The 23,245-nt window shown below is 44.9% G+C and carries 13 protein-coding genes; 9 read left to right on the top strand and 4 right to left on the bottom strand.

From position 1 onward, the window contains the following. The first annotated feature begins 9 nt into the window (after positions 1-9). The 4 genes from NL626_RS00065 to NL626_RS00050 all read left to right on the top strand — a co-directional run bounded on the left by NL626_RS00065 (position 10) and on the right by NL626_RS00050 (position 3,999). A complete protein-coding gene (locus NL626_RS00065) occupies positions 10-1,215 on the top strand; it encodes an amino acid ABC transporter permease (RefSeq protein WP_005377402.1) in 1,206 nt (401 codons plus the stop codon). Between the two features lies 1 nt (position 1,216). After that, entirely contained in the window at positions 1,217-2,314 is a 1,098-nt protein-coding gene (locus tag NL626_RS00060; protein ID WP_005389988.1) for an amino acid ABC transporter permease, read from the top strand. A gap of 23 nt (positions 2,315-2,337) precedes the next feature. Next, positions 2,338-3,087 carry an amino acid ABC transporter ATP-binding protein gene (locus NL626_RS00055; protein WP_005377400.1) on the top strand — a complete coding sequence of 250 codons (750 nt, stop codon included), beginning with the start codon at positions 2,338-2,340 and terminating at the stop codon, positions 3,085-3,087. A gap of 249 nt (positions 3,088-3,336) precedes the next feature. Further along, a complete protein-coding gene (locus tag NL626_RS00050) occupies positions 3,337-3,999 on the top strand; it encodes a Bax inhibitor-1/YccA family protein (protein WP_025766607.1) in 663 nt (220 codons plus the stop codon). A gap of 76 nt (positions 4,000-4,075) precedes the next feature. Here the strand turns inward: NL626_RS00050 and NL626_RS00045 are convergent, their stop codons facing one another. Continuing rightward, the gene (locus NL626_RS00045) at positions 4,076-4,450 is read right to left on the bottom strand and encodes a chromosome partitioning protein ParB (RefSeq protein WP_138939228.1); all 375 of its coding nucleotides are present in this window, start codon (positions 4,448-4,450) and stop codon (positions 4,076-4,078) included. A 408-nt stretch (positions 4,451-4,858) separates the two neighbouring features. On the opposite strand from NL626_RS00045, the gene NL626_RS00040 reads away from it, so the two are divergent. Beyond that, positions 4,859-5,188 carry a TusE/DsrC/DsvC family sulfur relay protein gene (locus NL626_RS00040; RefSeq protein WP_005377396.1) on the top strand — a complete coding sequence of 110 codons (330 nt, stop codon included), beginning with the start codon at positions 4,859-4,861 and terminating at the stop codon, positions 5,186-5,188. A gap of 2 nt (positions 5,189-5,190) precedes the next feature. Here NL626_RS00040 and yccX read toward each other — a convergent pair whose 3' ends face one another. Then, a complete protein-coding gene (yccX, locus tag NL626_RS00035) occupies positions 5,191-5,463 on the bottom strand; it encodes an acylphosphatase (protein WP_017634611.1) in 273 nt (90 codons plus the stop codon). A gap of 90 nt (positions 5,464-5,553) precedes the next feature. Here yccX and NL626_RS00030 point away from each other — a divergent pair, with 90 nt between their 5' ends. Both NL626_RS00030 and NL626_RS00025 read left to right on the top strand, forming a co-directional pair. Beyond that, on the top strand, positions 5,554-6,957 hold the full coding sequence (locus NL626_RS00030) for a methyl-accepting chemotaxis protein (RefSeq protein ID WP_031781373.1): 1,404 nt from the start codon (positions 5,554-5,556) through the stop codon (positions 6,955-6,957). Positions 6,958-7,118: 161 nt separating this feature from the next. Then, complete coding sequence (locus tag NL626_RS00025) at positions 7,119-8,312, top strand: class I SAM-dependent methyltransferase (RefSeq protein WP_253656868.1); 1,194 nt, start codon at positions 7,119-7,121, stop codon at positions 8,310-8,312. 70 nt (positions 8,313-8,382) lie between these two features. Here the strand turns inward: NL626_RS00025 and NL626_RS00020 are convergent, their stop codons facing one another. Next, positions 8,383-15,282: a Calx-beta domain-containing protein gene (locus NL626_RS00020; RefSeq protein WP_253656867.1), complete on the bottom strand. Its 6,900-nt coding sequence runs from the start codon at positions 15,280-15,282 to the stop codon at positions 8,383-8,385. A gap of 401 nt (positions 15,283-15,683) precedes the next feature. On the opposite strand from NL626_RS00020, the gene NL626_RS00015 reads away from it, so the two are divergent. After that, positions 15,684-17,000, top strand: a complete 1,317-nt coding sequence (locus tag NL626_RS00015; protein ID WP_005389970.1) for a TolC family outer membrane protein — start codon at positions 15,684-15,686, stop codon at positions 16,998-17,000. 2 nt (positions 17,001-17,002) lie between these two features. Beyond that, positions 17,003-17,617 carry an OmpA family protein gene (locus NL626_RS00010; protein ID WP_253656866.1) on the top strand — a complete coding sequence of 205 codons (615 nt, stop codon included), beginning with the start codon at positions 17,003-17,005 and terminating at the stop codon, positions 17,615-17,617. An 88-nt stretch (positions 17,618-17,705) separates the two neighbouring features. On the opposite strand, the gene NL626_RS00005 is transcribed toward NL626_RS00010, so the two are convergent. Next, positions 17,706-23,231, bottom strand: coding sequence for a tandem-95 repeat protein (locus NL626_RS00005; RefSeq protein ID WP_367618278.1), 5,526 nt, complete (start codon positions 23,229-23,231; stop codon positions 17,706-17,708). Between the last annotated feature and the right edge of the window lie 14 nt (positions 23,232-23,245).

The raw sequence follows: 23,245 nt of genomic DNA, 5'->3' as shown, positions 1-23,245 counted from the left end.
TATCGCTGTATGAAACCGACACAAGATGCATCGCCAAGTACGATGTCCAAACCAAGCGGAAGCAAGAGCCTGATTTATAATCCTGCCTTTCGTTCTGCTATTTTCCAGATCATTGCCATTGCTGCACTGGTATTTTTCTTTTACACGATTGTAAACAACGCTCTCAATAACTTAGATGCTCGTGGTATTGCAACGGGCTTCGGTTTTCTGAATCAAGAAGCCGGGTTTGGTATTGGGTTAACATTAATTGAATACGATGAAACGTACTCTTACGGCAGAACATTTATCATCGGCCTTCTTAATACGGCGTTAGTCTCCGTATTAGGTATTATTCTGGCTACTGTGATTGGCTTTACCATGGGGGTTGCCCGCCTTTCTTCTAACTGGTTAGTTAGTCGTTTAGCGGCAGTTTATATCGAAACTTTCCGAAATATCCCCCTTCTTCTGCAAATATTCTTCTGGTATTTCGCTGTTCTTCAAGCATTACCCTCACCACGCCAAAGCTTAAGTCTTGGTGAAGCTATTTTCCTGAACGTTCGTGGCTTATATTTCCCTGCACCGACTATGGAACCTGGCAGTAGCTACGTTATTGCCGCGTTAATCTTCGGGGTAATCGCAAGCTTATTAATTAATGTATGGGCGAATAATAAGCAACGTCTCACTGGGCAACAAACCCCAATGGGAAGAATAGTTTTGGGTTTAGTTGTTGGCCTTCCATTGGTTGTGTACTTCCTTGCTGGTATGCCAATTTCACTGAATTATCCTGAACTAAAAGGGTTTAACTTCCGAGGTGGTATTAGCATTATTCCTGAATTGGCTGCGCTACTTTTGGCATTGAGTGTTTATACAGCTTCTTTCATTGCTGAGATTGTGCGCTCTGGTATTAATGCGGTTAGCCATGGTCAAACCGAAGCAGCGATGTCGCTAGGCTTACCACGCTCGAAAACTTTAAAGCTTGTTGTCATTCCTCAAGCGTTACGAATTATTATTCCACCTTTAACCAGTCAATATCTCAACCTCACCAAAAACTCATCGTTAGCGATGGCGATTGGTTACCCAGATCTTGTCTCTGTGTTTGCTGGTACTACCCTGAACCAAACGGGACAAGCGATTGAGATCATTGCGATGACGATGGGCGTGTACTTGACATTAAGTCTGATTACGTCTGCATTAATGAACTTGTATAACCGTAAAGTCGCGCTGGTGGAGAGATAATATGAGTACTCATCAATTTCAACCGGATCTCCCACCACCCGCCAATACTGTAGGCTTCGTTGGTTGGATGCGGAAAAATCTATTTAATGGCCCTATCAATTCCATTGTTACTGTCATTCTTGCGTATATTGTCGTAACTGCAATATGGTATATCGTGGATTGGGCGTTTATTAACGCAGACTGGATTGGCTCAACGCGTGACGACTGTAGCCGAGATGGTGCTTGCTGGGTATTTATCAGCGTGCGCTGGGAGCAGTTCATGTATGGTTTTTATCCGGAGTCCGAACTATGGCGCCCTCGCCTTTTCTATATCACATTGGCCATATTTACTGTTTTACTCGCGTATGAGAAGACACCGAAACGGATGTGGATTTGGCTTTTCTTCGTAAACATCTACCCATTCATCATCGCTGGGCTGTTATACGGTGGTGTCTTTGGACTAGAAGTGGTCGATACACACAAGTGGGGTGGACTACTCGTTACACTCATTATTGCGCTAGTTGGTATCGTAGTTTCATTGCCAATTGGTGTGGTGCTTGCGCTTGGTAGACGTTCAGAGATGCCGATCATTCGCAGCATTTGTACCGTCTACATTGAAGTTTGGCGTGGCGTTCCGCTGATTACGGTTTTGTTCATGGCTTCGGTTATGCTTCCATTGTTTATGTCTGAAGGTTCAGAGACAGATAAACTGATTCGCGCCCTTATAGGTGTGGTTATGTTTGCCTCCGCTTACATGGCAGAAGTGGTACGCGGTGGTCTACAAGCCATTCCGAAAGGTCAATATGAAGCCGCTGATGCGCTTGGGTTAAGTTACTGGAAAAAGACTGGGCTTATTATCTTGCCACAGGCGCTAAAGATTACTATTCCTTCTATCGTGAACACCTTCATCGGTTTGTTTAAAGACACCAGTTTGGTACTCATCATTGGTATGTTTGACGTACTCGGTATAGGGCAAGCAGCAAACACCGACCCTGAATGGTTAGGTTTTGCTACAGAAAGTTATGTATTTGTCGCGTTAGTGTTTTGGGTATTTTGTTTTGGCATGTCGCGCTATTCGATATGGCTTGAAAACAAACTTCATACCGGTCACAAACGATAACTCATCAAGATCAAGGACGTATTATGACGCAACAACAAGACTACATGATCCAATTGAAGGACATGAATAAATGGTATGGTGAGTTTCACGTACTAAAAAATATTAACCTCGACGTTAAGCGCGGCGAGAAAATCGTTATCTGTGGTCCATCAGGGTCGGGAAAATCAACGATGATTCGCTGTATTAACCGTCTTGAAGAGCACCAAGCAGGCAGCATTTACGTCTCTGGTACGGAATTAACTGAAGACTTAAAGAACATTGAAGCAGTGCGCCGAGAAGTGGGCATGTGCTTTCAACACTTTAATCTCTTCCCTCATTTAACCGTACTGGAAAACTGTACGCTCGCGCCTATCTGGGTGAAGAAGATGCCAAAAGATGAGGCAGAAGCAGTTGCGATGAAATATCTGGAACGTGTAAAAATTCCAGACCAAGCGGAGAAGTATCCCGGTCAGTTGTCTGGTGGTCAGCAACAACGTGTGGCGATTGCTCGCTCTTTGTGTATGAACCCTAAAGTCATGCTTTTTGATGAGCCAACATCTGCACTCGACCCGGAAATGGTTCGCGAAGTACTGGATGTAATGGTCGAACTCGCCGAGGAAGGCATGACTATGCTATGTGTGACACATGAAATGGGCTTTGCTAAAGAAGTTGCCGATCGCGTGATATTCATGGACGCAGGAGAGATCATCGAAGAAAACAACCCGGTCGATTTCTTTGAGAATCCTCAATCGGATAGGACCCAAAACTTCCTAGCGCAAATCTTACACCACTAAGATTTAGCCGAATCGACATAAAAAAGCACTGGTTTCTGTGAAGCCAGTGCTTTTTGTTACTAAATTCAAAAATCTGTGTAAGAATCAACATAGCTATGCTAGGCAGTAATATTGTGTTACAAGTTGCCAAATACATAACATCTTATTTCTATTATTATTTTATCTAAGTTACGTATGGTTAGGGCTTGATTTTTTGAACTTTCAATCCCATAAATGTACTTAAAAGAAAGTCTCTTATCGAGGAAGATTATGAACAGTCCAATGTTTACCCGCACTTCAACTCAAGAAAGTGCTCTACAAACGAACAAAGTATTGCGTAATACTTACGCTCTACTTTCAATGACACTTTTATGGTCGGCAGTCGTTGCTGGCGTTGCAATGGCATTTAACCTTCCACATCCAGGTATCATCCTAATGCTGGTTGGTTTCTACGGCCTATTATTCTTAACAGAGAAAAACCGTAACAACAGTCTTGGCCTTGTGTTTACGTTCCTATTTACTGGCTTCTTAGGTTACACCGTTGGCCCTATTCTAAACATGTACATTGGTGCAGGCATGGGCGATATCGTATTAACCGCACTCGGTGGTACGGCACTATCTTTCATGGCAGCATCGGCATACGCACTAACAACGAAACGTGACCTATCGATGATGGGTGGCTTAATGCTATCACTATTTGTTGTGCTGGTTGTGGGCATGATTGCAAGCTTCTTTATTCAATCAACCCTCTTACACTTGGCGTTGAGCAGCTTGTTTATCATTTTCTCTACTATGGCGATCCTGATGACAACACAAAGCATTATTCGTGGCGGTGAAACAAACTACATCTCTGCGACAGTAACTTTGTATGTATCAATCTACAACATCTTCATCAGCCTACTAAGCATTCTAGGTATTATGAACGACGATTAATCGTTTCTCGTTAAGTAGAATAAAAAAGCCCGAAGGTAATTCCTTCGGGCTTTTTCTTTGTGTGCAATTCAGTGTATTACGCCTGCTCTACTGACAACTCGATAACTTCGTCAGCTTCTGGATTTTCTCTAAAGCGTCTCACTTTGATCGTTTCCTCTCCTAACATGATTTGCTTGGCGATTCGGTGCATACCGTCAAAAACACGATAGTCACTGGTTAAGATTACCGGATACGACAAATCAGCATTGTTGATTCGTTGGCAATGTTTTGCAATTTCACGGCAGGTTGGCTGTGGTCCTTCATGACTAAACCAAGTCACTTCATTTGGGCCTTTTATATCATCAATCGCAATTTCTTCTACAGGTAAGGATTCTGCAAGTTGCCAAATACGCTCGATGGACCAAGTGGATTTTACATTGTCATTAATCTCAATGTAACGTTGTTTCGACATGACTAACTCCTTGTCATCATTGTTGTTTCTAACCTGAATACAGGCTTTTCATCAATCAAAGAGAATATCGGTCTATGAAAACAAACACAACGTTGTCAGCTATTCATTCACCCATAAAATCCCATAATCAGACAAGTAGCCAAGAAAAAACCAAAACAAAAATGAATAAGCCTGGATATCCATGCAATTTCGTTGGTACTCACCCCGTAAAATTTCTAACAAACTGAATAGTTTCCTATTTATTTGAATAAAAGAGCATTTATATCAAAGTGCCTAGCTCAGTCAAAAACACTCACCATTTTGTACGCTTTTGATTCGCTCGATACGACTTCGAGATTCTTTTGTTGAGAACATTCTCGGCTGTCGCTAATCTATAAACATCCATGTTTACTTAACGGATAAAACGTTATGTTCGTTTACAACGGCAAAGAAATTGAAACGGATGCTCAAGGCTACTTATTGGATCATACTCAATGGGAAGAAGGTATGATTGAGCTTTTAGCAAAAGAAGAAGACATCGAGCTTACGGATGCTCATTTGGAAGTTGTGCATTTTGTGCGAGACTTTTATGAAGAGTTTAATACCTCCCCTGCAGTGCGTATGCTTGTGAAAGCGATGGAAAAAGCGCACGGCCCGGAAAAAGGTAACAGTAAGTATCTATTCAAGCTGTTTAAAAAAGGACCAGCCAAACAAGCAACCAAATTAGCCGGCCTACCAAAGCCAGCTAAATGCTTGTAGATTCATAAAATTTTAAAACCGCGTAACGGCTTATACGACGCAGGCTCCTGCATCACATGCTCTACTGTTGCCGTTCGCGGTCCTTCTTGTAACCATTCCGAAAACGCAACTATTTGCGCGTCTGTTCCACACGCCATCACTTCAACATCACCATTGTTTAGGTTCTTCGCATAACCTGTTAACCCTAGCTTCAATCCTTGATGGGAAGTATGGTAACGAAAGCCGACGCCTTGAACGTGACCTTTTACTATAAATCTCTCACACTTTACGTTCATCTTTGTACCGCTTCTTTTTACTGAGTGATATATTCTTTGCGTCTATTCACCCCACTAAGGATAGTGGGTTTTTGCACGGTTATTATAATTATGAAAGAAATTCCATTCCGCTGGATTGATAAGTATCTCATTCACTTAAAGATTCAAGAAAAGTTCTATTTGCTCTTCGTTCTCCCTCTTCTTGCTTTAGTCATTCTCACACTCGTCCTTAATAGCGCGGCTAATACACTGATCTCAAATATGTACCAAGAAGAGCTCATGCTTATGAAAGGTCTGATAGAGGCAGGCAACCTTTCTCAATCTCAAGTAGCAAGCCTCATAGCGGGTTCAGAAACCGTTTCTATTGGCTCAGGGCCGCAATCCGTGTCAGTTTTAAATGGTGCGTACAGCTTGGTTGCAAACCATGAACTTTCTTTATGGACTGCCCTATCAACGACTCAAGTGAGCATCATCTGTGTGAGCTTGTTTATTCTCGCTCTTGGCGTTTACTACATCATGACGTTTATTGGCGGCGCGATGTTCACGATGAACAAAGCATTAAACACTCTTGCTGGTGGCGACCTAACTGCGAGAATGAACTTCTTCCCTGTTCGCGACGAGTTTAGTGAAATTGCTATTACGATAGACAAAGTTGCAGAACGAGAGCAACAAATGGTGCTGTCGATTCAAGAGTCTGTGGCTTTAATGCAACAAATTAGCTCAGATCTGAATCAATCGATTCATCACAGTTCAGATATTTCAGCGACTCAGCAGGAACACCTCAACTCTCTTGCGAGTGCAACTGAACAGATGGCATCAACGATTCGAGAAGTCGCGACACTAGCTCACGATTCAAGCACGCAAACCGATGATGCACGTAACGTGGCTCAGTCTGGACAAGTGAAAGTTGAGAATACGCTTCACTCGATTTCGAACCTTTCTAATGAGATTCAATCTGCGTCTCAAGCCGTTGCCGAGTTAGATGCCAATGCAGCACAAATTGATGAAGTCGTGACAACCATCAATGGGATCTCCGAGCAAACCAACCTACTTGCTCTGAACGCGGCTATTGAAGCTGCACGTGCTGGAGAACAAGGTCGTGGATTTGCGGTCGTTGCGGATGAAGTTCGCGCTCTTGCGGGACGCACTCAGCAAGCGACAGTTGAAATCCAAACGATGATCGAATCGTTACAGCGTAACAGTCAGTCGCTTACTAAGCTGATGGAAGTGACAGTTAATAATGCAAATGAGGGACAAAACCTCATGACGGAAGTGAATCACGAAATCGGCTCTTTGGCAGATAAAAATCAAACTATCTCCGACAGTAGCATTCAAATTGCAACAGCAGCTGAAGAGCAAGGTGTAGTCGCGGACAATATCGCCTCAAGCGTTGAAGAAATTCGAGTTCAAGCAGATAACGTGTGCAATATGATAAGCACGACTTCACAAAACGTTGATCAACTGCGTAAGCAAAGCGACACAATGGAAGCTCTACTTACTGGACTTAAAGCATAGCAACGGAATCTGTTACAGCAAATTCAAATAAAAGGGTCACTTTAGTGACCTTTTTTGTATTTAAAAGTCACTACAATGTACTGGATTGCTGAGGGATATTGCTTTTACCATTCACATCCCGGACAATACGCCCCTTTCAAAATTCAACAAGAGCTAATGAAATGACAGCTGCTATCTATTTGGTTAAAGGTCGCGAGAAATCGGTCAAGCGCAAGCACCCTTGGATCTTCTCTCGAGGCATCAACAAAGTTGAGGGCGAACCTGCTCTTGGCGAAACGGTTGATGTATTCACTCACGACGGTAAATGGCTAGCTAAGGCGGCATATTCGCCAGCTTCACAAATTCGTGCTCGTATTTGGAGTTTTGATAAAGAAGAAATCGACACCGCGTTTTTCGTTAAACGACTTAAAGACGCACAACTTCTTCGTGAAGACATTATCGAACGTGATGGCCTTACGGGTTATCGCCTTATCGCAGCAGAGTCTGACGGCTTACCAGGCGTTACGATCGACCGTTACCAAAGTTTCTTTGTGTGCCAACTTCTCAGTGCTGGCGCAGAACACAATAAGCAGGCTATTGTTGACGCTCTGGTTGAGTGCTTCCCTGATTGTAATGTGTACGAGCGCTCTGACGTGGCCGTTCGTAAAAAAGAAGGTTTAAAAGAGATCACAGGCGTCTTGCACGGCGAAGAGCCACCTAAATCAGTCGTCATCGAAGAAAATGGCGTAAAGATTAGTGTAGATATCGTTGGCGGGCACAAAACAGGTTTCTACCTAGATCAACGTGATAGCCGCCAGCAAGCGATGAAATATGTGAAAGGCAAGGAAGTTCTTAACTGCTTCTCTTACACAGGTGGCTTCGGACTTTACGCTCTGAAAGGTGATGCAAAGCGTGTAATAAACGCTGACGTATCACAACCTGCTCTAGACACTGCGAAGTTCAACGCAGAACTGAATGAATTTGATATCTCGAAGAAGCGCGCCGTGTTCCTAAACGCAGACGTGTTTAAACTGCTTCGTGAGTATCGTGACCAAGGAACTCAGTTCGATGTGGTTATCATGGATCCACCTAAGTTTGCAGACAGTAAAGCCCAACTAAACGGCGCATGTCGTGGTTACAAAGACATCAACATGCTAGCAATGCAAATCCTAAAACCTGGCGGTACGCTACTGACCTACTCGTGCTCTGGCTTGATGGATCAAGTTTTGTTCCAGAAAATCATTGCTGACGCAGCCGTAGATGCTAACCGCCAAGTAAAGTTTGTGGAGCGCTTTGAACAAGCTGCTGACCACCCAACCGATACAGCATACCCAGAAGGTTTCTACTTAAAAGGTTTTGCATGTAAAGTGCTTTAATTATTGCCTGAACTTACTGCATTACTAAATGAAAAACGGAGCTTTCGCTCCGTTTTTCATTTTGAATCATTTACTCTCGTAATTGTTCAAGATTAGAAATCAAACTATTGGCAATATCAGAAGCAGAAGCTCCGTCAAAATTAACCTCCAACTGTTGTCCATCTTTATTTATGGTCAGAGTTGAGTTACCTCCACTTTCAGTCACCGCCACCGTGATATCATCCACGCTTCCGTGATAATCGCCCGAGCCGAGATCATCAAGTAATGTGGAAATATCAGTACCACTCATATCATCAAATACATCGGTAAAATCGAGCTGATCCCCGTCACTGAAATCCGTCACGGTGTCAATTGCGGATTGCATCTCTGTCCACTTGAAGATGTCATCACCTCCGCCACCAGTCAAAATATCATTACCTAGACCACCAATTAGAATATCATTACCATCGGTGCCTACAAGAACATCATCTTGGTCTGTTCCCATGATGATATTAGGCTCTTGCTGTAACGAAGCAGTCTGTGTACCGAAAGCGGTCACTGTTTCAAAAGAGACATTGTTAAAATCAATATCAACGGTTGCAGTGGTATCGCTTTCTAAACCATCTGAGTCAATCGCTTTGTAATCAAACGAGTCGTTTACATTATTAAAACTTGTAATCTGAGTACCAACTAGAGTAAAGCTGGCTTTATCACTTGAACTGTCTGTTTCAGGGAACAAGCGAATCTCATCAAAACTGCCATTACTTAGCGATACGTCAGCGTAACCTTCTTGATTACCAGTAAATACGATGTCACTGGTCTGTATGGTTTGTATATCAACAAGAGTATCGCCCATATAAAAGTATGCTTGAATCCAAGCGCCGCCACTGTTAAACCTATCATTCAAGCTTGCTAGGTTTAACCTTGCTTCTTTAGCTTCAAGCCCTTCATCTAATTCAATGGCAATGAACTCACTCGTACTAATTTCATCCCCTTGGCCAGTTTCGCCCGGAGATACTACGACTAAACCTACCTGCTGAGCGGCAAAGTCAACCTTGATTTGAGCATTATTGACAAAGTCACCATTACCATCAATGGTTCCTCCAAAGAAACTTAAACCGTTAACATCGACTGAATCGGCAATGAAGTCTTTAGAAAATTCATCGAGTAAATCTTGGGAATCAAAGCTTTGCTCATCAAAGAAATCTTCCGTTAGTGCATATCTGACTTCCGTAGTTTCTGGAATCACATCACCAATGTCCAATATGACTTCATTGTTCTGATCATCCAAGTAATAGAGATAGCCATAGTCTGGAAGCGTCGTGACACAGATGCTCGTTTCTTTATCATCTTGAAGATCAAAGTCATCTTCAAAGTCTTGCGCATGTGGTGCAAAGTCAATTAAAGCGTCTCCTCCCACACTAAGGTCAACCGAAATGCCAAAGTCTTCTACTGTCGGAGGTGTATTGTCATCATCAATAATCGTACCAAGGCCTGACGCTGCAGGTGATTGCCCTTGAATCGAACCAGTTAAAACAAAGTTTTCTGAAGATTCATAAATCTGGTCTTCAACAGTGTTTACCGTAACACTAAAGTTAGTATCACTCGCAGGTACGGAGACATCAAACGTTCCATCAGGGTTTACCGCAATAACTTCCGTCGTGTTATCAGCATAAGTAATGGTCACACTCGTAGCGTTAAAATCATCTCCAGCGACAGCGGTTCCGTCTAAGAGAGACATACTAACCATAATCGCAACCGCACTTGCATTACTCAGTGTAACGTTAAATTTCGCATCGTTACCTTCCACCACTTGAATATCCGTAATTTCAGTGACAGTTGGTATGTCTGCATTATCGTTAATCGTTACGGTACCGACAGCAGCAGTTGTTTGCACAGTAGTGGCACCGGATAATGTAAAGTTCTCATCACCCTCATAAATATCATCGTTTAACGTCACCATAGTAACGCTAAATGTTGTGTCTAACGCTGGTACAATGACATCAAACGTACCATCTGGGTTCACTGAAATAACATCGGTACTACTATCAGCGTAGGTAACGGTTACTGTCGTATTTGTATAATCCGAACCTCCTTCAGCTGTCCCATTTGCTAATGTCATATTAACAACGGTGTTTGTGGTACTTGCATTGCTTAAAGTGACTTCAAGCGTTGCCAGCTCACCTTCACTAACTATGGCATCCGTAATCGCTGCTACAGTCGGGCGGTCATCATCAGGATCTGGTCCTGGCCCCGAACCATCATCAAGAAGAGTCCCTGTACCTATTGCAGATGTAATTTGAGTGGCAGTTTTACCCGAGAGTGTTAAAGTCTCTGCGCCTTCGAATAGGTCATCATCAATAGTATTGACTGTGACGCTGAATGAGACGTCGTTCGCGGGAACTGAAACATCAAATGTTCCGTTTGCGTTGACAGTAATGACATCTGTTGAGTTATCCGCATAGGTAACTGTAACCGATGTATTGATGTAGTCTATGCCCCCCTCTGCGCTACCATCAGCGAGCACCATATTGACCAAACTTTCACTATCACTAGGGTTACTTAAAGTAACATCAAAAATGATAGGTTCACCTTCATTAACCACTTCACTAGAAATAGAGGCAACGCTGACTGTATCGTTATCAAGAATCGTTACCGTGCCTGTAACCGGAGTTGTTTGTATCTCGGTCTGTCCAATTAATGTGAAATTTTCATCGCTTTCGAACAGCTCATCGTCGGTGGTACTTATCACAATGTCAAAGGTCATATCACCAGCTGGTACGGACACATTAAATGTACCATCAGGGTTCACAGGGATAACGTCTGATGAACTATCTGCATAGGTAACAGTAACAGACGATTTGGTGTAATCTACCCCTCCCTCTGCTGTGCCATCATTAAGTGCCAGATTAACGAGAGTATCCGTAGTGCTTAGGTTACTCAAAGTGACAACCAACGTAGCAGACTCACCTTCGCTTACGGTTGTATCACTAATTGCCGCAACAACCGGACGGTCATCATCAGGATCAGGTCCAGGGCCACTGCCATCATCCACAATCGTTGCTGTACCCGTATCGCTGCCTTGTACCGCCCCAATGCCAGTCACCGTCACACTGAAATCTTCAGGGCCTTCATAAACGGTGTCATCAATGGAAGCAATGCGCACATCAAATTCGGTTTGCTCGGCTGGCACCGTCACCACGCCATCGTTTGGCACTGTGACCCAACCGCTTCCCGTGTTGTATTCTAGGGTGCCCAAATCTCCAACTTCGGTATCGCCAAGATTAAGGCCCAACTCCACTTGCGTTTCCGCTTCAGACGCGTTCGATAAGGTGACTGTGAAGTTCGCTGTCTCACCCTCATTAATGGTGCCAGCATCCGTAATAGTCACACTTGGACGGTCATCATCAGGATCAGGCCCTGGACCACTGCCGTCATCCACAATCGTTGCTGTACCCGTATCGCTGCCTTGTACCGCCCCAATACCAGTTACTGTCACACTGAAATCTTCAGGGCCTTCATAAACGGCATCATCAATAGAAGCAATGCGCACATCAAACTCGGTTTGCCCTGCTGGCACCGTCACCACGCCATCGTTTGGCACTGCAACCCAACCACTTCCCGTGTTGTATTCTAAGGTGCCCAAGTCACCGGCTTCGGTGTCACCTAAGTTGAGGCCAAGCTCGACTTGAACTGTAGACTCGGAGGCGTTCGACAACGTCACTTTGAAATTCGCTGTCTCACCCTCATTGATGGTGCCAGCATCGGTAATAGTTACATTCGGGCGGTCATCATCCGGATCGGGGCCTGGACCACTGCCGTCATCCACTATCGTTGCCGTACCGGTATCGCTGCCTTGCACTGCGCCAATGCCAGTCACCGTCACGCTGAAATCTTCTGGGCCTTCGTACACCGCGTCATCAATAGAAGCGATGCGCACATCAAACTCGGTTTGCCCTGCTGGCACCGTCACCACGCCATCGTTTGGCACTGCAACCCAACCACTTCCCGTGTTGTATTCTAGGGTGCCCAAATCTCCAACTTCGGTATCACCAAGATTAAGACCCAGTTCCACCTGCGTTTCCGCTTCAGACGCGTTCGACAGCGTCACTTTGAAGTTAGCTGTTTCACCTTCATTAATGATGCCAGCGTCAGAGATGGTCACATTCGGACGGTCATCATCCGGATCAGGGCCCGGGCCACTGCCGTCATCCACTATCGTCGCCGTCCCCGTATCACTGCCTTGTACTGCCCCAATGCCAGTTACTGTCACACTGAAATCTTCAGGGCCTTCATAAACAGCGTCATCAATGGAAGCGATACGCACATCAAATTCGGTTTGCTCGGCTGGCACGGTCACCACGCCATCATTTGGTACTGCAACCCAACCACTTCCCGTGTTGTATTCTAAGGTACCTAAGTCACCGGCTTCAGTGTCACCCAAGTTGAGACCTAGCTCGACTTGAACAGTGGACTCGGAGGCATTCGACAGCGTCACTTTGAAGTTCGCCGTATCACCCTCATTAATCGTGCCAGCGTCAGTGATGGTCACATTCGGGCGGTCATCATCCGGATCGGGACCAGGGCCACTGCCGTCGTCCACTATCGTTGCTGTACCCGTATCGCTGCCTTGTACCGCCCCAATGCCAGTCACCGTCACACTGAAGTCTTCAGGGCCTTCATAAACGGCGTCATCAATGGAAGCGATACGCACATCAAACTCAGTTTGCCCAGCTGGCACCGTTACTACGCCATCGTTTGGCACTGCAACCCAACCGGAGCCTGTGTTGTATTCTAAGGTGCCTAAGTCTCCAACTTCGGTGTCACCTAAGTTCAGGCCTAGCTCGACTTGAACTGTAGACTCGGAGGCGTTCGATAGCGTCACTTTGAAGTTCGCGGTCTCACCCTCATTGATGGTGCCAGCATCGGTAATAGTCACATTCGGGCGGTCATCATCCGGATCAGGGCCTGGACCACTGCCGTCATCCACTATCGTTGCCGTACCCGTATCGCTGCCTTGTACTGCCCCAATGCCAGTTACCGTGACACTGAAACCTTCTGGGCCTTCGTACACCGCGTCATCAATGGAAGCAATACGCACATCAAATTCAGTTTGCCCAGCTGGCACCGTTACCACGCCATCGTTTGGCACTGCAACCCAACCGGAGCCTGTGTTGTATTCCAAGGTGCCTAAGTCACCGGCTTCGGTATCGACGAGATTAAGACCCAACTCCACTTGCGTTTCCGCTTCAGAGGCGTTCGATAAGGTGACTTTGAAGTTCGCCGTATCACCCTCATTAATGGTGCCAGCATCGGTAATAGTCACGCTTGGACGATCATCATCCGGATCAGGTCCTGGACCACTACCGTCGTCCACTATCGTTGCCATACCTGTATCGCTGCCTTGCACCGCGCCAATACCAGTTACTGTCACACTGAAATCTTCAGGGCCTTCATAAACGGCATCATCAATAGAAGCAATGCGCACATCAAACTCGGTTTGCCCTGCTCGCACCGTCACCACACCATCATTTGGTACTGCAACCCAACCGCTTCCCGTGTTGTATTCTAAGGTGCCCAAGTCACCGGCTTCGGTGTCACCTAAGTTGAGGCCAAGCTCGAGTTGAACTGTAGACTCGGAGGCGTTCGACAACGTCACTTTGAAATTCGCTGTCTCACCCTCATTGATGGTGCCAGCATCGGTAATAGTCACATTCGGGCGGTCATCATCCGGATCGGGGCCTGGACCACTGCCGTCATCCACTATCGTTGCCGTACCGGTATCGCTGCCTTGCACTGCCCCAATGCCAGTCACCGTCACGCTGAAATCTTCTGGGCCTTCGTACACCGCGTCATCAATGGAAGCGATACGCACATCAAACTCGGTTTGCCCTGCAGGCACCGTCACCACGCCATCGTTTGGCACTGCAACCCAACCACTTCCCGTGTTGTATTCTAAGAGACCTAAGTCACCGGCTTCGGTGTCACCTAAGTTGAGAGTCAGTTCAACCTCAACATCTATAGCTGATGGATTAGATAACGACACTTTAAAGCTAGCCGTTTCACCCTCATTAACTATCCCTGCATCGCTCATCGTTACCGTTGGGCGATCATCATCAGGACTTAAACCTGGCCCACTACCATCATCAACAATGGTTGCCACCCCGGTTGCAGGTGTATTTTGTTCTTCTGTTGTGCCAGAAAGCGTAAACGTTTCTGGGCCTTCGAATATAGAGTCATCTATAGAGCCGAGAGAAACCGTAAACCCGCTTTCACCTAATGGGACCGAGACTGTAAAAGTACCGTTATCATCAACCAAGATTTCTTCCGTTGTACCATCAGAAAATGTTATGAGAACACGCTCATTAACGTAGTCACTTCCGCTCTCGTCAGTTGAACCGCCAGTTGCGGTACCATCAAGTAGCGACAAAGTGACATCAGTATTGTCCTCTGTTGCTTGGTTTAAAGTAATATCGAATACAACCTGATCACCTTCGTTGATAGTCGGACTGGATATTTCCTGAACAATTATCGTTGCAGGAATGGGGGTTGCTGTTGGTTCTGGTGGTTGTATTTGGAGAATATCGAGTAGCGTCTCTACCTGAGTACTTGAAAATCCTGTTCCGTCAGTTCCCACTGTCTCAAAATTGGTACTGGCGAGTAATTCAGCACCTGTGCGATCTATAGCTCCCGTATTCTGTGGGCTAGACCCGTTTCCTTCACCTGCAGCAGGTTCAAACTCTTCACCCAGCTCAGTCGGGTCTTCCCCACTCGCAATTGCTTCAATTAACGCAGTGATATCATCAGTTACATTTATTGAACTTCCTTGTGGTGTCACCTGCTCGATAACAAGTTCAGAAGTATCTGATACTTCATCGATTATTAACTCTCCTGGTTGAGGTAGTTGACCCTGACCTAAAGTCCTAATCTCACCGTCCAACCCGATAACGACAATGTTGCCCGCCAATGAGCTAAAAGTTACACGTTCCATATCTACCTCGCCCCACTTCAAACCAAGTCAAAAGTTTGTCACCCCTACATTTACGTCTATAGTTTAGTCAAAATCATCATATTTTCGTTGTATGTGTAGCTTGTAGGACGTTTGATAACTCTAGGGGCAGAGTTACAAAAAAGCGCAGAGTGACACAGGCCGTGAAACGCTATGATATTAAGAATTCAAGCTTTTCTCCGAGCTAAACTTGCTATGTTGCTAAGCAACATTCGACATATGTGCTAAGGTTTTAAAAGGCGAAATCTTGGATTTTTGAAACAAAAGCTTTGTTTTAACAGTAGGTTGATAAATCCCTTACTCAAGCACTGTTATTTATGATGTTTCGTCTCAGTTATGAGATGAAATAGCAAAAAGCAACACGAATTTTTAGGAGAAATACCGTGAAATGGAACCGACTAAATATTGCTTGCTGCTGTAGTTTAATGGTGTCTATACCCGTTTTCGGTCAAACTTTAGAGCAAGCCGTGGCATTGACGTTAAAAAACAACCCTGACATTAAGAGTGCATTTAATGAATTTACGAGCCGAAAATACGTAAATGAAGCATCTTCGGGTGCTTACTTGCCCTCTATTGATCTAGATGCGGGTATTGGGTATGAAGGATTAGACCCTTCTGACGAGGTGGGACGTGGAGATACAGATTACACTCGAAAAGAAGCATCGGTGACACTAACCCAACTTATCTGGGACGGCAGTGCGACTCTTAATGATATCGACCGAACTGCAGCGGATGCTGAATCAGTAAGATTTCAACTTTTGGCCGACGCATCGGATAAAGCACTTGAAGTCACCAAAGTGTATCTAGACGCTGTAAAAGCTTACGAAATACTCAAGCTGTCTGAAAACAACCTGGCTGTTCACAAAGATATCTACGATGACATTAAAAAACGAGTCAACTCGGGTATCGGCTCTACCGCTGACTTAACGCAAGTAGAAGCACGTTTGGCAAAAGCACACGGCAACTTAGCCGCTGCTCAAAATAACCTGTATGACTCTCACACGATGTTCACTCGTTTAGTCGGTCAAACACCGCAAGGGCTAATCTTTCCGAGAGCGGACCAAAACTTTATTCCGTACACAGTTGATGAAGCGGTAGGCTTGGCATTTGAACTGCATCCCGTTATTCAAGTGGCGCTCGCAGACGTAGACTCGGCTAAGTTTCAATACAAACAGTCTAAAGGTGTTAACTACCCAACCATTTCCATTGAAGCTTCGCAAACATGGCGTGACGACGCTGATGGTTTAAAAGGTCGCAGTGATGAGACACTTGCCATGCTGCGTCTACGCTACAACCTGTTTAATGGCGGCAGTGATGCAGCGAACTCAGAAAACTTCGCCTACCAGCTAAATAAAGCAAAAGACTTGCGTGAAGGTGCCTATCGCAATGTTGAAGAAGGGTTAAGACTTTCTTGGAGTGCGCTTGATTTAACATTACAACAAAAAGAGTTTCTGTCAGATCATGTTGACTCTGCGTCTGAGACCGTAATTGCTTACGAGAAGCAATATCGCATCGGTAAACGAACACTGCTTGATCTATTGAACACTGAAAACGAGCTCTTTGAGGCACGTAAAGACTACTTAGATTCTAAATACGCAGAGCAGTACGCCAAATATCGAGTGATGAACGCAACAGGTCAACTGTTGAGTGCATTAAGGGTCGAAATGCCTAAAGAATGGCTAGAAGAAGTGGAGTATTAATTATGAAACACATAACTCTTATTGCACTCTCATTGATGATTTCGGCATGCAGCTCATCCGATAAAGGCGATGAGTATGATTACATCGATACGCCAATTGCCGATCAGTGGGCTGATCACATAGATGATGACTCAGACGGCGTTATTAACGAGCGCGATTTGTGTCCGGGTACCCCTTTAGGTGCCGAGATAGATAACGATGGTTGCGGCTCGTATGTCGACTCCTCACAAGAAATGCAAATTCGAGTCCTATTTGCGAACGATTCCGATGTTATAAACCCTATCTTTACGCAACAAATTCGTGAGTTGTCCGATTTCTTGAAAGAGTACCCAAATACGTCTATCGAGATTCAGGGCTATGCTAGTCGCACTGGTACTGCAGAACACAATCTCGACTTATCCAAGCGCCGGGCTAAGAACGTTAGAAAAGAACTCATGATGAATGGTATTAGTGGGGATAGAGTTACCATTGTGGGCTATGGCGACACAGTGCTTGCAACACAAGGCACCGACCAAGTGAGTCACGCACTAAACCGTCGAGTAACCGCAACAGTGATTGGTCACAAGGGTGAAGTTAAGAAAGAATGGACCGTTTTCACTACACTTCCAAAAAGCTAACACAACCATAAACAGAACGTAAAAATAAAAGGTCTAGCAAATTGCTAGACCTTTTTTGATTTTCAATTTTACCTAAATGGTAACGCCACTACATATCTTTGTATTGCGCCTCTAAACTTGCAATCAAGCTTTGAGTCACATCATCAACACTTGCACCGTCAAAATGGATGTCCAATGTCGAGCTCCCTTTTGTAATACTCAGGTTTGCCTCAGAGCTGCCATCTGGTGCTACTTCTACGTGATACTCTCCGACATCACCAGTATGATCACCTGATTGAAGATCATTAAGAAGCTCTCCAATTTCATCTTTAGATAAGTCATCAAAGAGATCAGAGAAGTCTAGAGTGTCTTCATCTTTATTGAAGTCAGTGACAGTGTCGCGTTCATTGGACACATCAATCCATTTAAAGATGTCTTCACCGTCCCCCCCTGTCAAAATATCATTGCCGAAACCACCAATTAAAATATCATTATCTGCACCACCGAACAGCTTGTCGTCACCGCCTTGTCCAAACAAAATATCATCACCTGAACCACCAGAGATGGTGTCTGCTTGGTCGTAATAACGAGACTGTTCAAATTCTGCTTGGTTTTCAGTAATGTAGTGATGAACTTCTTCTTTCGTAACTAACGAAACATCCTTACCTAGTTGAGATGCTACGTAGTTTTGTAGCGCGGAAACTCCTTGCTCACCATCGACGTCGAAACGCATGGCATCACCAAAAATAATGTCATTTCCATCAAGGCTGTTAATCTCATCTTTGCCTTGCATCAATGAAACTTCCTTACCAAGGATCACTTCTGCTAGTTGGTTTACATCTATGTTAGCTCTTACTACACCATCAGAGTCGAAGTTTTCTAACGAATCTTCATCTAAGTAGCGACCAAGACCTATCGAACGAACCTCACTAAATTCAGCCAATGCTTGATATGCGTTATTCGCTTGAGATAGAACATTATTTCCATAATCATCATAGACATATGAGTTAAGCATTCTCCCCACCTGTTCACCAGTAGAGAGCGAATACACCGCCCCGCGAAAATCTATGATTGTTTTATTGTTGTATGTGACTGTATCACCAAACCTGTAATCACTTGGCAAAACATCCGCTAGCGTCACTAACTTTTGTTCTGACACGCCAAGTACGACACCCTCCCAACCACTAAACCAACTCGTATTGTTATCCGTAGCTTGGTTTGGTTGACCATCAGATATGAAATAACTTAGGTTTGTTGCGCCACTATCGGCATTAGCAAACCAGTCTAGTGCAGATTGGAACCCGGCTTCATAATTTGTATTACCATCACCGATTTGTAAAATTGCATCCAATGTAGACTCTATTTGCGATGTTGCGTTGTCAGCACTCAAATCTAATTCAAGTACCTGAGAGCTCCCAGTAGCAAATGTGGTCAATAAAACGTTCACTTTGCCCGAATGAGGGCCACTAGCACTTTCGGTAAGAGTATTCAGTACTGTTTTTAACTCACCTAGCGCTAGACCAACGTCGTAACCCATGCTGCCTGATGTATCGAGCATAAAAGCAATGTTGTAGTCCTGCCCCTCGACAATCTGTAATCCTTGAACATCGCCAACAATCACATCATTGCTATCAGATCCAGCTATCTTGTTATCACCATGCGTACCGGAAACAAAATCATAATCTCGAACTGAAACAGAAGCCGTGTCCGTTCCCATTTGAGTATTGTTATTAACTTCAACACTTCCTGCCGCCGCTGTTACATCAAAATCTAACGAACCATTGTAATCGGCTGGTACAGTAATCGTACCGCTTAGTTGATGACTGGTTTGATTTGGTTCACTTGAAAGGTCAACCGTGTAAGAACCATCGCTGTTTTCAGTAACCGTTTTGCCATTCACCTCTAATGTTAGCCCTGAAGGAATTCCCGTTAAGGTGACGCTATCGTTAATGAATGACTCACTTCCATCCACATCGATAAGATCAAGGTTCAGGTCAAAAGAGACTTGCTGCTCTGTAAGTACAACATACTCTCCTGTGTTGTTATTTAGCTTGATAATGGCATCTTGGAAGATAAGTTGTTCAATTTCATAAAGGTGGTCACCCGACTCTTTATGAGTGCTCGAAACAACATCTTTTGTATCAATAAATCGGCTATCTTCGACAATCCAATACGGGACCTCTGAGTGGTCAGATGCAGGGTAATAGTTGAAGTTGTAATCAGACAACTTGCCAGAGTAAACAACTGTGTCCGTCTCCGCTTGATCATCTAATGAACCAATACCGCCATAGATAGAATCATTACCTCCTCCAGTCACAAAGATATCACTGCCTTGAGCATCAACGTTCGCACCTGCTTGTTGATCTCCGACAAAGCTCAGTGGCGATTCAGTGTCACCGCTTAGCATTAAGTCATTACCAACATGTCCGTTATTAAACGTTTGTGTCACCACATGTTCAAAGTCAAGCCCTGGTAAATTACTTGCCTCAAGCAGATCTTTAAGTTCTTCGTCTGTAGACCAGCTTCCGCCTAGTGTCACAGGTACAGACGTTACTGGACCGAAAGTAAGGTCAATCTTAATTGGGTCCGCGACAGGCTCTATGTCGATACTCAACGTACCTGAAGCAGAAGAATTGCCATCACTAACCGTGAAATGAATCTGCTCGTAAGTATCCAAGCCGTTCCCAACACCATCTTTATCGAAAACATCTGCACCAGATTCATGTTCAGCAGGAACATAGCGAACAAGACCATTTTCGATATCAGAAGCGAGCACACTGCCAGAAACCTCTTCCCAACCATCAGAACCTTTCACTTGCAGTGAGCCATTTAGAGCAGAAGTGTCAAACTCAACACTTATACTACTATCAACGATGCCTAAATGTTCTAGTGTTATAACAATAGCTTCGTCTTCTAATCCGGAAATTTCGTTGCTTTGAACTGCTGGCGGAACATCATTATCATCAATATAGCCAACGCCAGATACATCTCCGACTTTAATCACAAGACTCTCTGTTGATTCAACCAACTGATCATCAATACTTGGAATGGTAATCTCAAAGCCATTCACTCCGGCTGGAACAATAAGGTATCCACCCAAATACTTCACGCCATTAGTAAAAGTTGCGTTCGACAAATCAATGTCTTGAGAGCTCACACTAGAACCCTCTGCAGAGAAATCCACTTGATACTTAACGGTCTGATCTGTCGCGTTATTTAGAGAAACAGAAAACGTGACATCGTCACCCTCAACAACAGTAACACCTGCAATGCTCTCCACCACAGGTCCATTTTCCGCAACATTACCATCTAGTATTTCGTTAACGATATTGACCGTAGACGGATCACTAACTCCACTTTCAGAATCGACTGCCACATATCCAAAGCTATCTCCGGCAGGAATACCTTCTACATAACGTAACTCCCAGTTCCCTTCATTTTTCGTAGAAAAATCTAACTGAGTAATGACCGAACCTTCAGGAAGAGCTAGTTCCTGCCCAAAACCAACGCTTGTTTCTTGGAATAGCATGAAGTTGCCTTCAGGCTTCAAGAACTCGAACGTTTGAGTCTGTTCGATATTATTTGAATCTAAATACGTAACCGTAATAAGCGCAGCGTTGTCATCACCGTAATCAAACAATCCACCTAATCCATCTAAGCCAAGGTTTACGCTGCCCACAGGGTTATTAGACAAATCGATCGTAATTGTCTCGCCTTTCTCAATACCCTGCCCATCATTGTCAGCAATACCGTTTCCGATATGTGACACTTGGCGGTTGTATTGAGCAAGTTCACCACTATCAGAAGATATAGTGATGGAGGAACCATTAACTAAATGCTCAGTACGGGAGTGTGATGGACCTCCGTCCTCACTTAGCCCCCAATTATTGAAATCTGTTGTAGACTCGGAACTATTTGGTGTATCTGGGCGATCCTTGATACCTAATAAGAAACCCACATTATCAGCTTCATAGTAAAGGCTATCTTTTTCATAAAGAGTGTCACTGACTTCTTTTATTTCATGCAGTTCACCGTTGTTATCTCTGAAGAACAATGTTCCTGAGGTCGGTAGTTCAGTAATCTGCACATGCAAGTCGTTGCCATTTAAGTCATCTTCAATATCCGCTATATGATCCTGAGAGTCGCCATCACCTAAAGGTTTCGTATCAGTATCAAATACAACTTGCGTCACAGGCTTGTCAGTCACATGCGTAAAGTCCTCACTGTCAGGCTTGTCATTTACTGGCGTCACATCGACGTTCACCGTGGTGGACTCTGATACCCCACCGGACGTGACGATGTAGGTGAAGCTGTCTGTACCGTGGTAGTTGTCGTTTGGCGTGTAAGTGACGCTGCCGTCCGGGTTGACCGAGACCGTGCCGTTGGCTGGACCGTTATTGCTATCGAGCGACACCACTTTATCGTTGCCTTCGAACGTGTCGTTATCTAAGACCTTGATGATGGTCGGCGTGTCTTCCACAACCGTCGCGTTGTCTGCCACAATGTCAGCCACAGGCGCTACCGTGAAGTTCACCGTTTGGCTGACGCTTTCTCCGCTTTGATCGGTAGCCGTAAACGTTAGGTTTTCTGAGCCATTCCAGTCTGCGGTTGGAGTGAACGTAGCAATGCCATTGACGATCGCCACTTGAATGTTGCTGTTGCCAGAGACACTAAACGTTAACTCACCATCGGCGTTATCCACATCGCTGAAAGCGGTATTTAGATCGATGCTGTATGGCGTAAAATCTTCCGCCAAGGTTTGGTCTGCAATGTTGCTTTCAACCACAGGCGCGTCGTTTACCGCATTCACAGTGACATTGACCGTCGCTTGGTCAGTCAGTGCACCATCGGTCACGGTGTAAGTGATTTCAGCATCGCCATGGAAGTTCTCAGCCGGTGTGAAGACCAGTTTTCCATCAATAATTTCGACTTTACCTTGGTCACTCGGCACAGACGCCGAATCAATGCTTAACGTATCGCCATCAATGTCGGTGTCGTTTGGCAGAACATCAATTGTCACTGGCGTGTCTTCGTCAGTAACAGCGGTATCATCTTTTGCCACTGGCGCGTCATTGACTGGTGTGACATCGACGTTCACCGTGGTGGACTCCGATACCCCACCGGACATGACGATGTAGGTGAAGCTGTCTGTACCGTGGAAGTTGTCGTTTGGCGTGTAAGTCACGCTGCCGTCCGGGTTGACCGAGACCGTGCCGTTCGCTGGTCCATTGTTGGTATCCAGCGACACCACTTTATCGTCGCCTTCGAACGTGTCGTTACCTAAAACCTTAATGATGGTTGGTGTGTCTTCCACAACCGTCGCTTTATCTGCCACGATGTCCGCCACAGGCGCTACCGTGAAGTTCACCGTTTGGCTGACGCTTTCACCGCTTGGATCGGTAGCCGTAAACGCTAGGGTTTCTGAGCCGTTCCAGTCCGCGGTTGGAGTGAACGTAGCAATGCCATTGACGATCGCCACTTTAATGTTGCTATTACCAGAAACGCTGAAGCTCAGATCGCCATCCACGTTATCCACATCGCTGAAAGCGGTATTTAGATCGATGCTGTATGGCGTAAAGTCTTCCGCCAAGGCTTGGTCTGCAATGCTGCTTTCAACCACAGGCGCGTCGTTCACCGCATTCACGGTGA

The organism is Vibrio sp. Y58_MX_L22 (assembly GCF_024181865.1).
In the GTDB taxonomy this organism is placed as follows: domain Bacteria; phylum Pseudomonadota; class Gammaproteobacteria; order Enterobacterales; family Vibrionaceae; genus Vibrio; species Vibrio alginolyticus.
This window is presented reverse-complemented; position numbering and strand designations above follow the sequence as displayed.

Coding starts and splice junctions, on each gene's coding strand:
- NL626_RS00065 (WP_005377402.1), top strand. CDS start 10: ATGAAACCGACACAAGATGCATCGCCAAGTACGATGTCCAAACCAAGC.
- NL626_RS00060 (WP_005389988.1), top strand. CDS start 1,217: ATGAGTACTCATCAATTTCAACCGGATCTCCCACCACCCGCCAATACT.
- NL626_RS00055 (WP_005377400.1), top strand. CDS start 2,338: ATGACGCAACAACAAGACTACATGATCCAATTGAAGGACATGAATAAA.
- NL626_RS00050 (WP_025766607.1), top strand. CDS start 3,337: ATGAACAGTCCAATGTTTACCCGCACTTCAACTCAAGAAAGTGCTCTA.
- NL626_RS00045 (WP_138939228.1), bottom strand. CDS start 4,450: ATGTCGAAACAACGTTACATTGAGATTAATGACAATGTAAAATCCACT.
- NL626_RS00040 (WP_005377396.1), top strand. CDS start 4,859: ATGTTCGTTTACAACGGCAAAGAAATTGAAACGGATGCTCAAGGCTAC.
- yccX (WP_017634611.1), bottom strand. CDS start 5,463: ATGAACGTAAAGTGTGAGAGATTTATAGTAAAAGGTCACGTTCAAGGC.
- NL626_RS00030 (WP_031781373.1), top strand. CDS start 5,554: ATGAAAGAAATTCCATTCCGCTGGATTGATAAGTATCTCATTCACTTA.
- NL626_RS00025 (WP_253656868.1), top strand. CDS start 7,119: ATGACAGCTGCTATCTATTTGGTTAAAGGTCGCGAGAAATCGGTCAAG.
- NL626_RS00020 (WP_253656867.1), bottom strand. CDS start 15,282: ATGGAACGTGTAACTTTTAGCTCATTGGCGGGCAACATTGTCGTTATC.
- NL626_RS00010 (WP_253656866.1), top strand. CDS start 17,003: ATGAAACACATAACTCTTATTGCACTCTCATTGATGATTTCGGCATGC.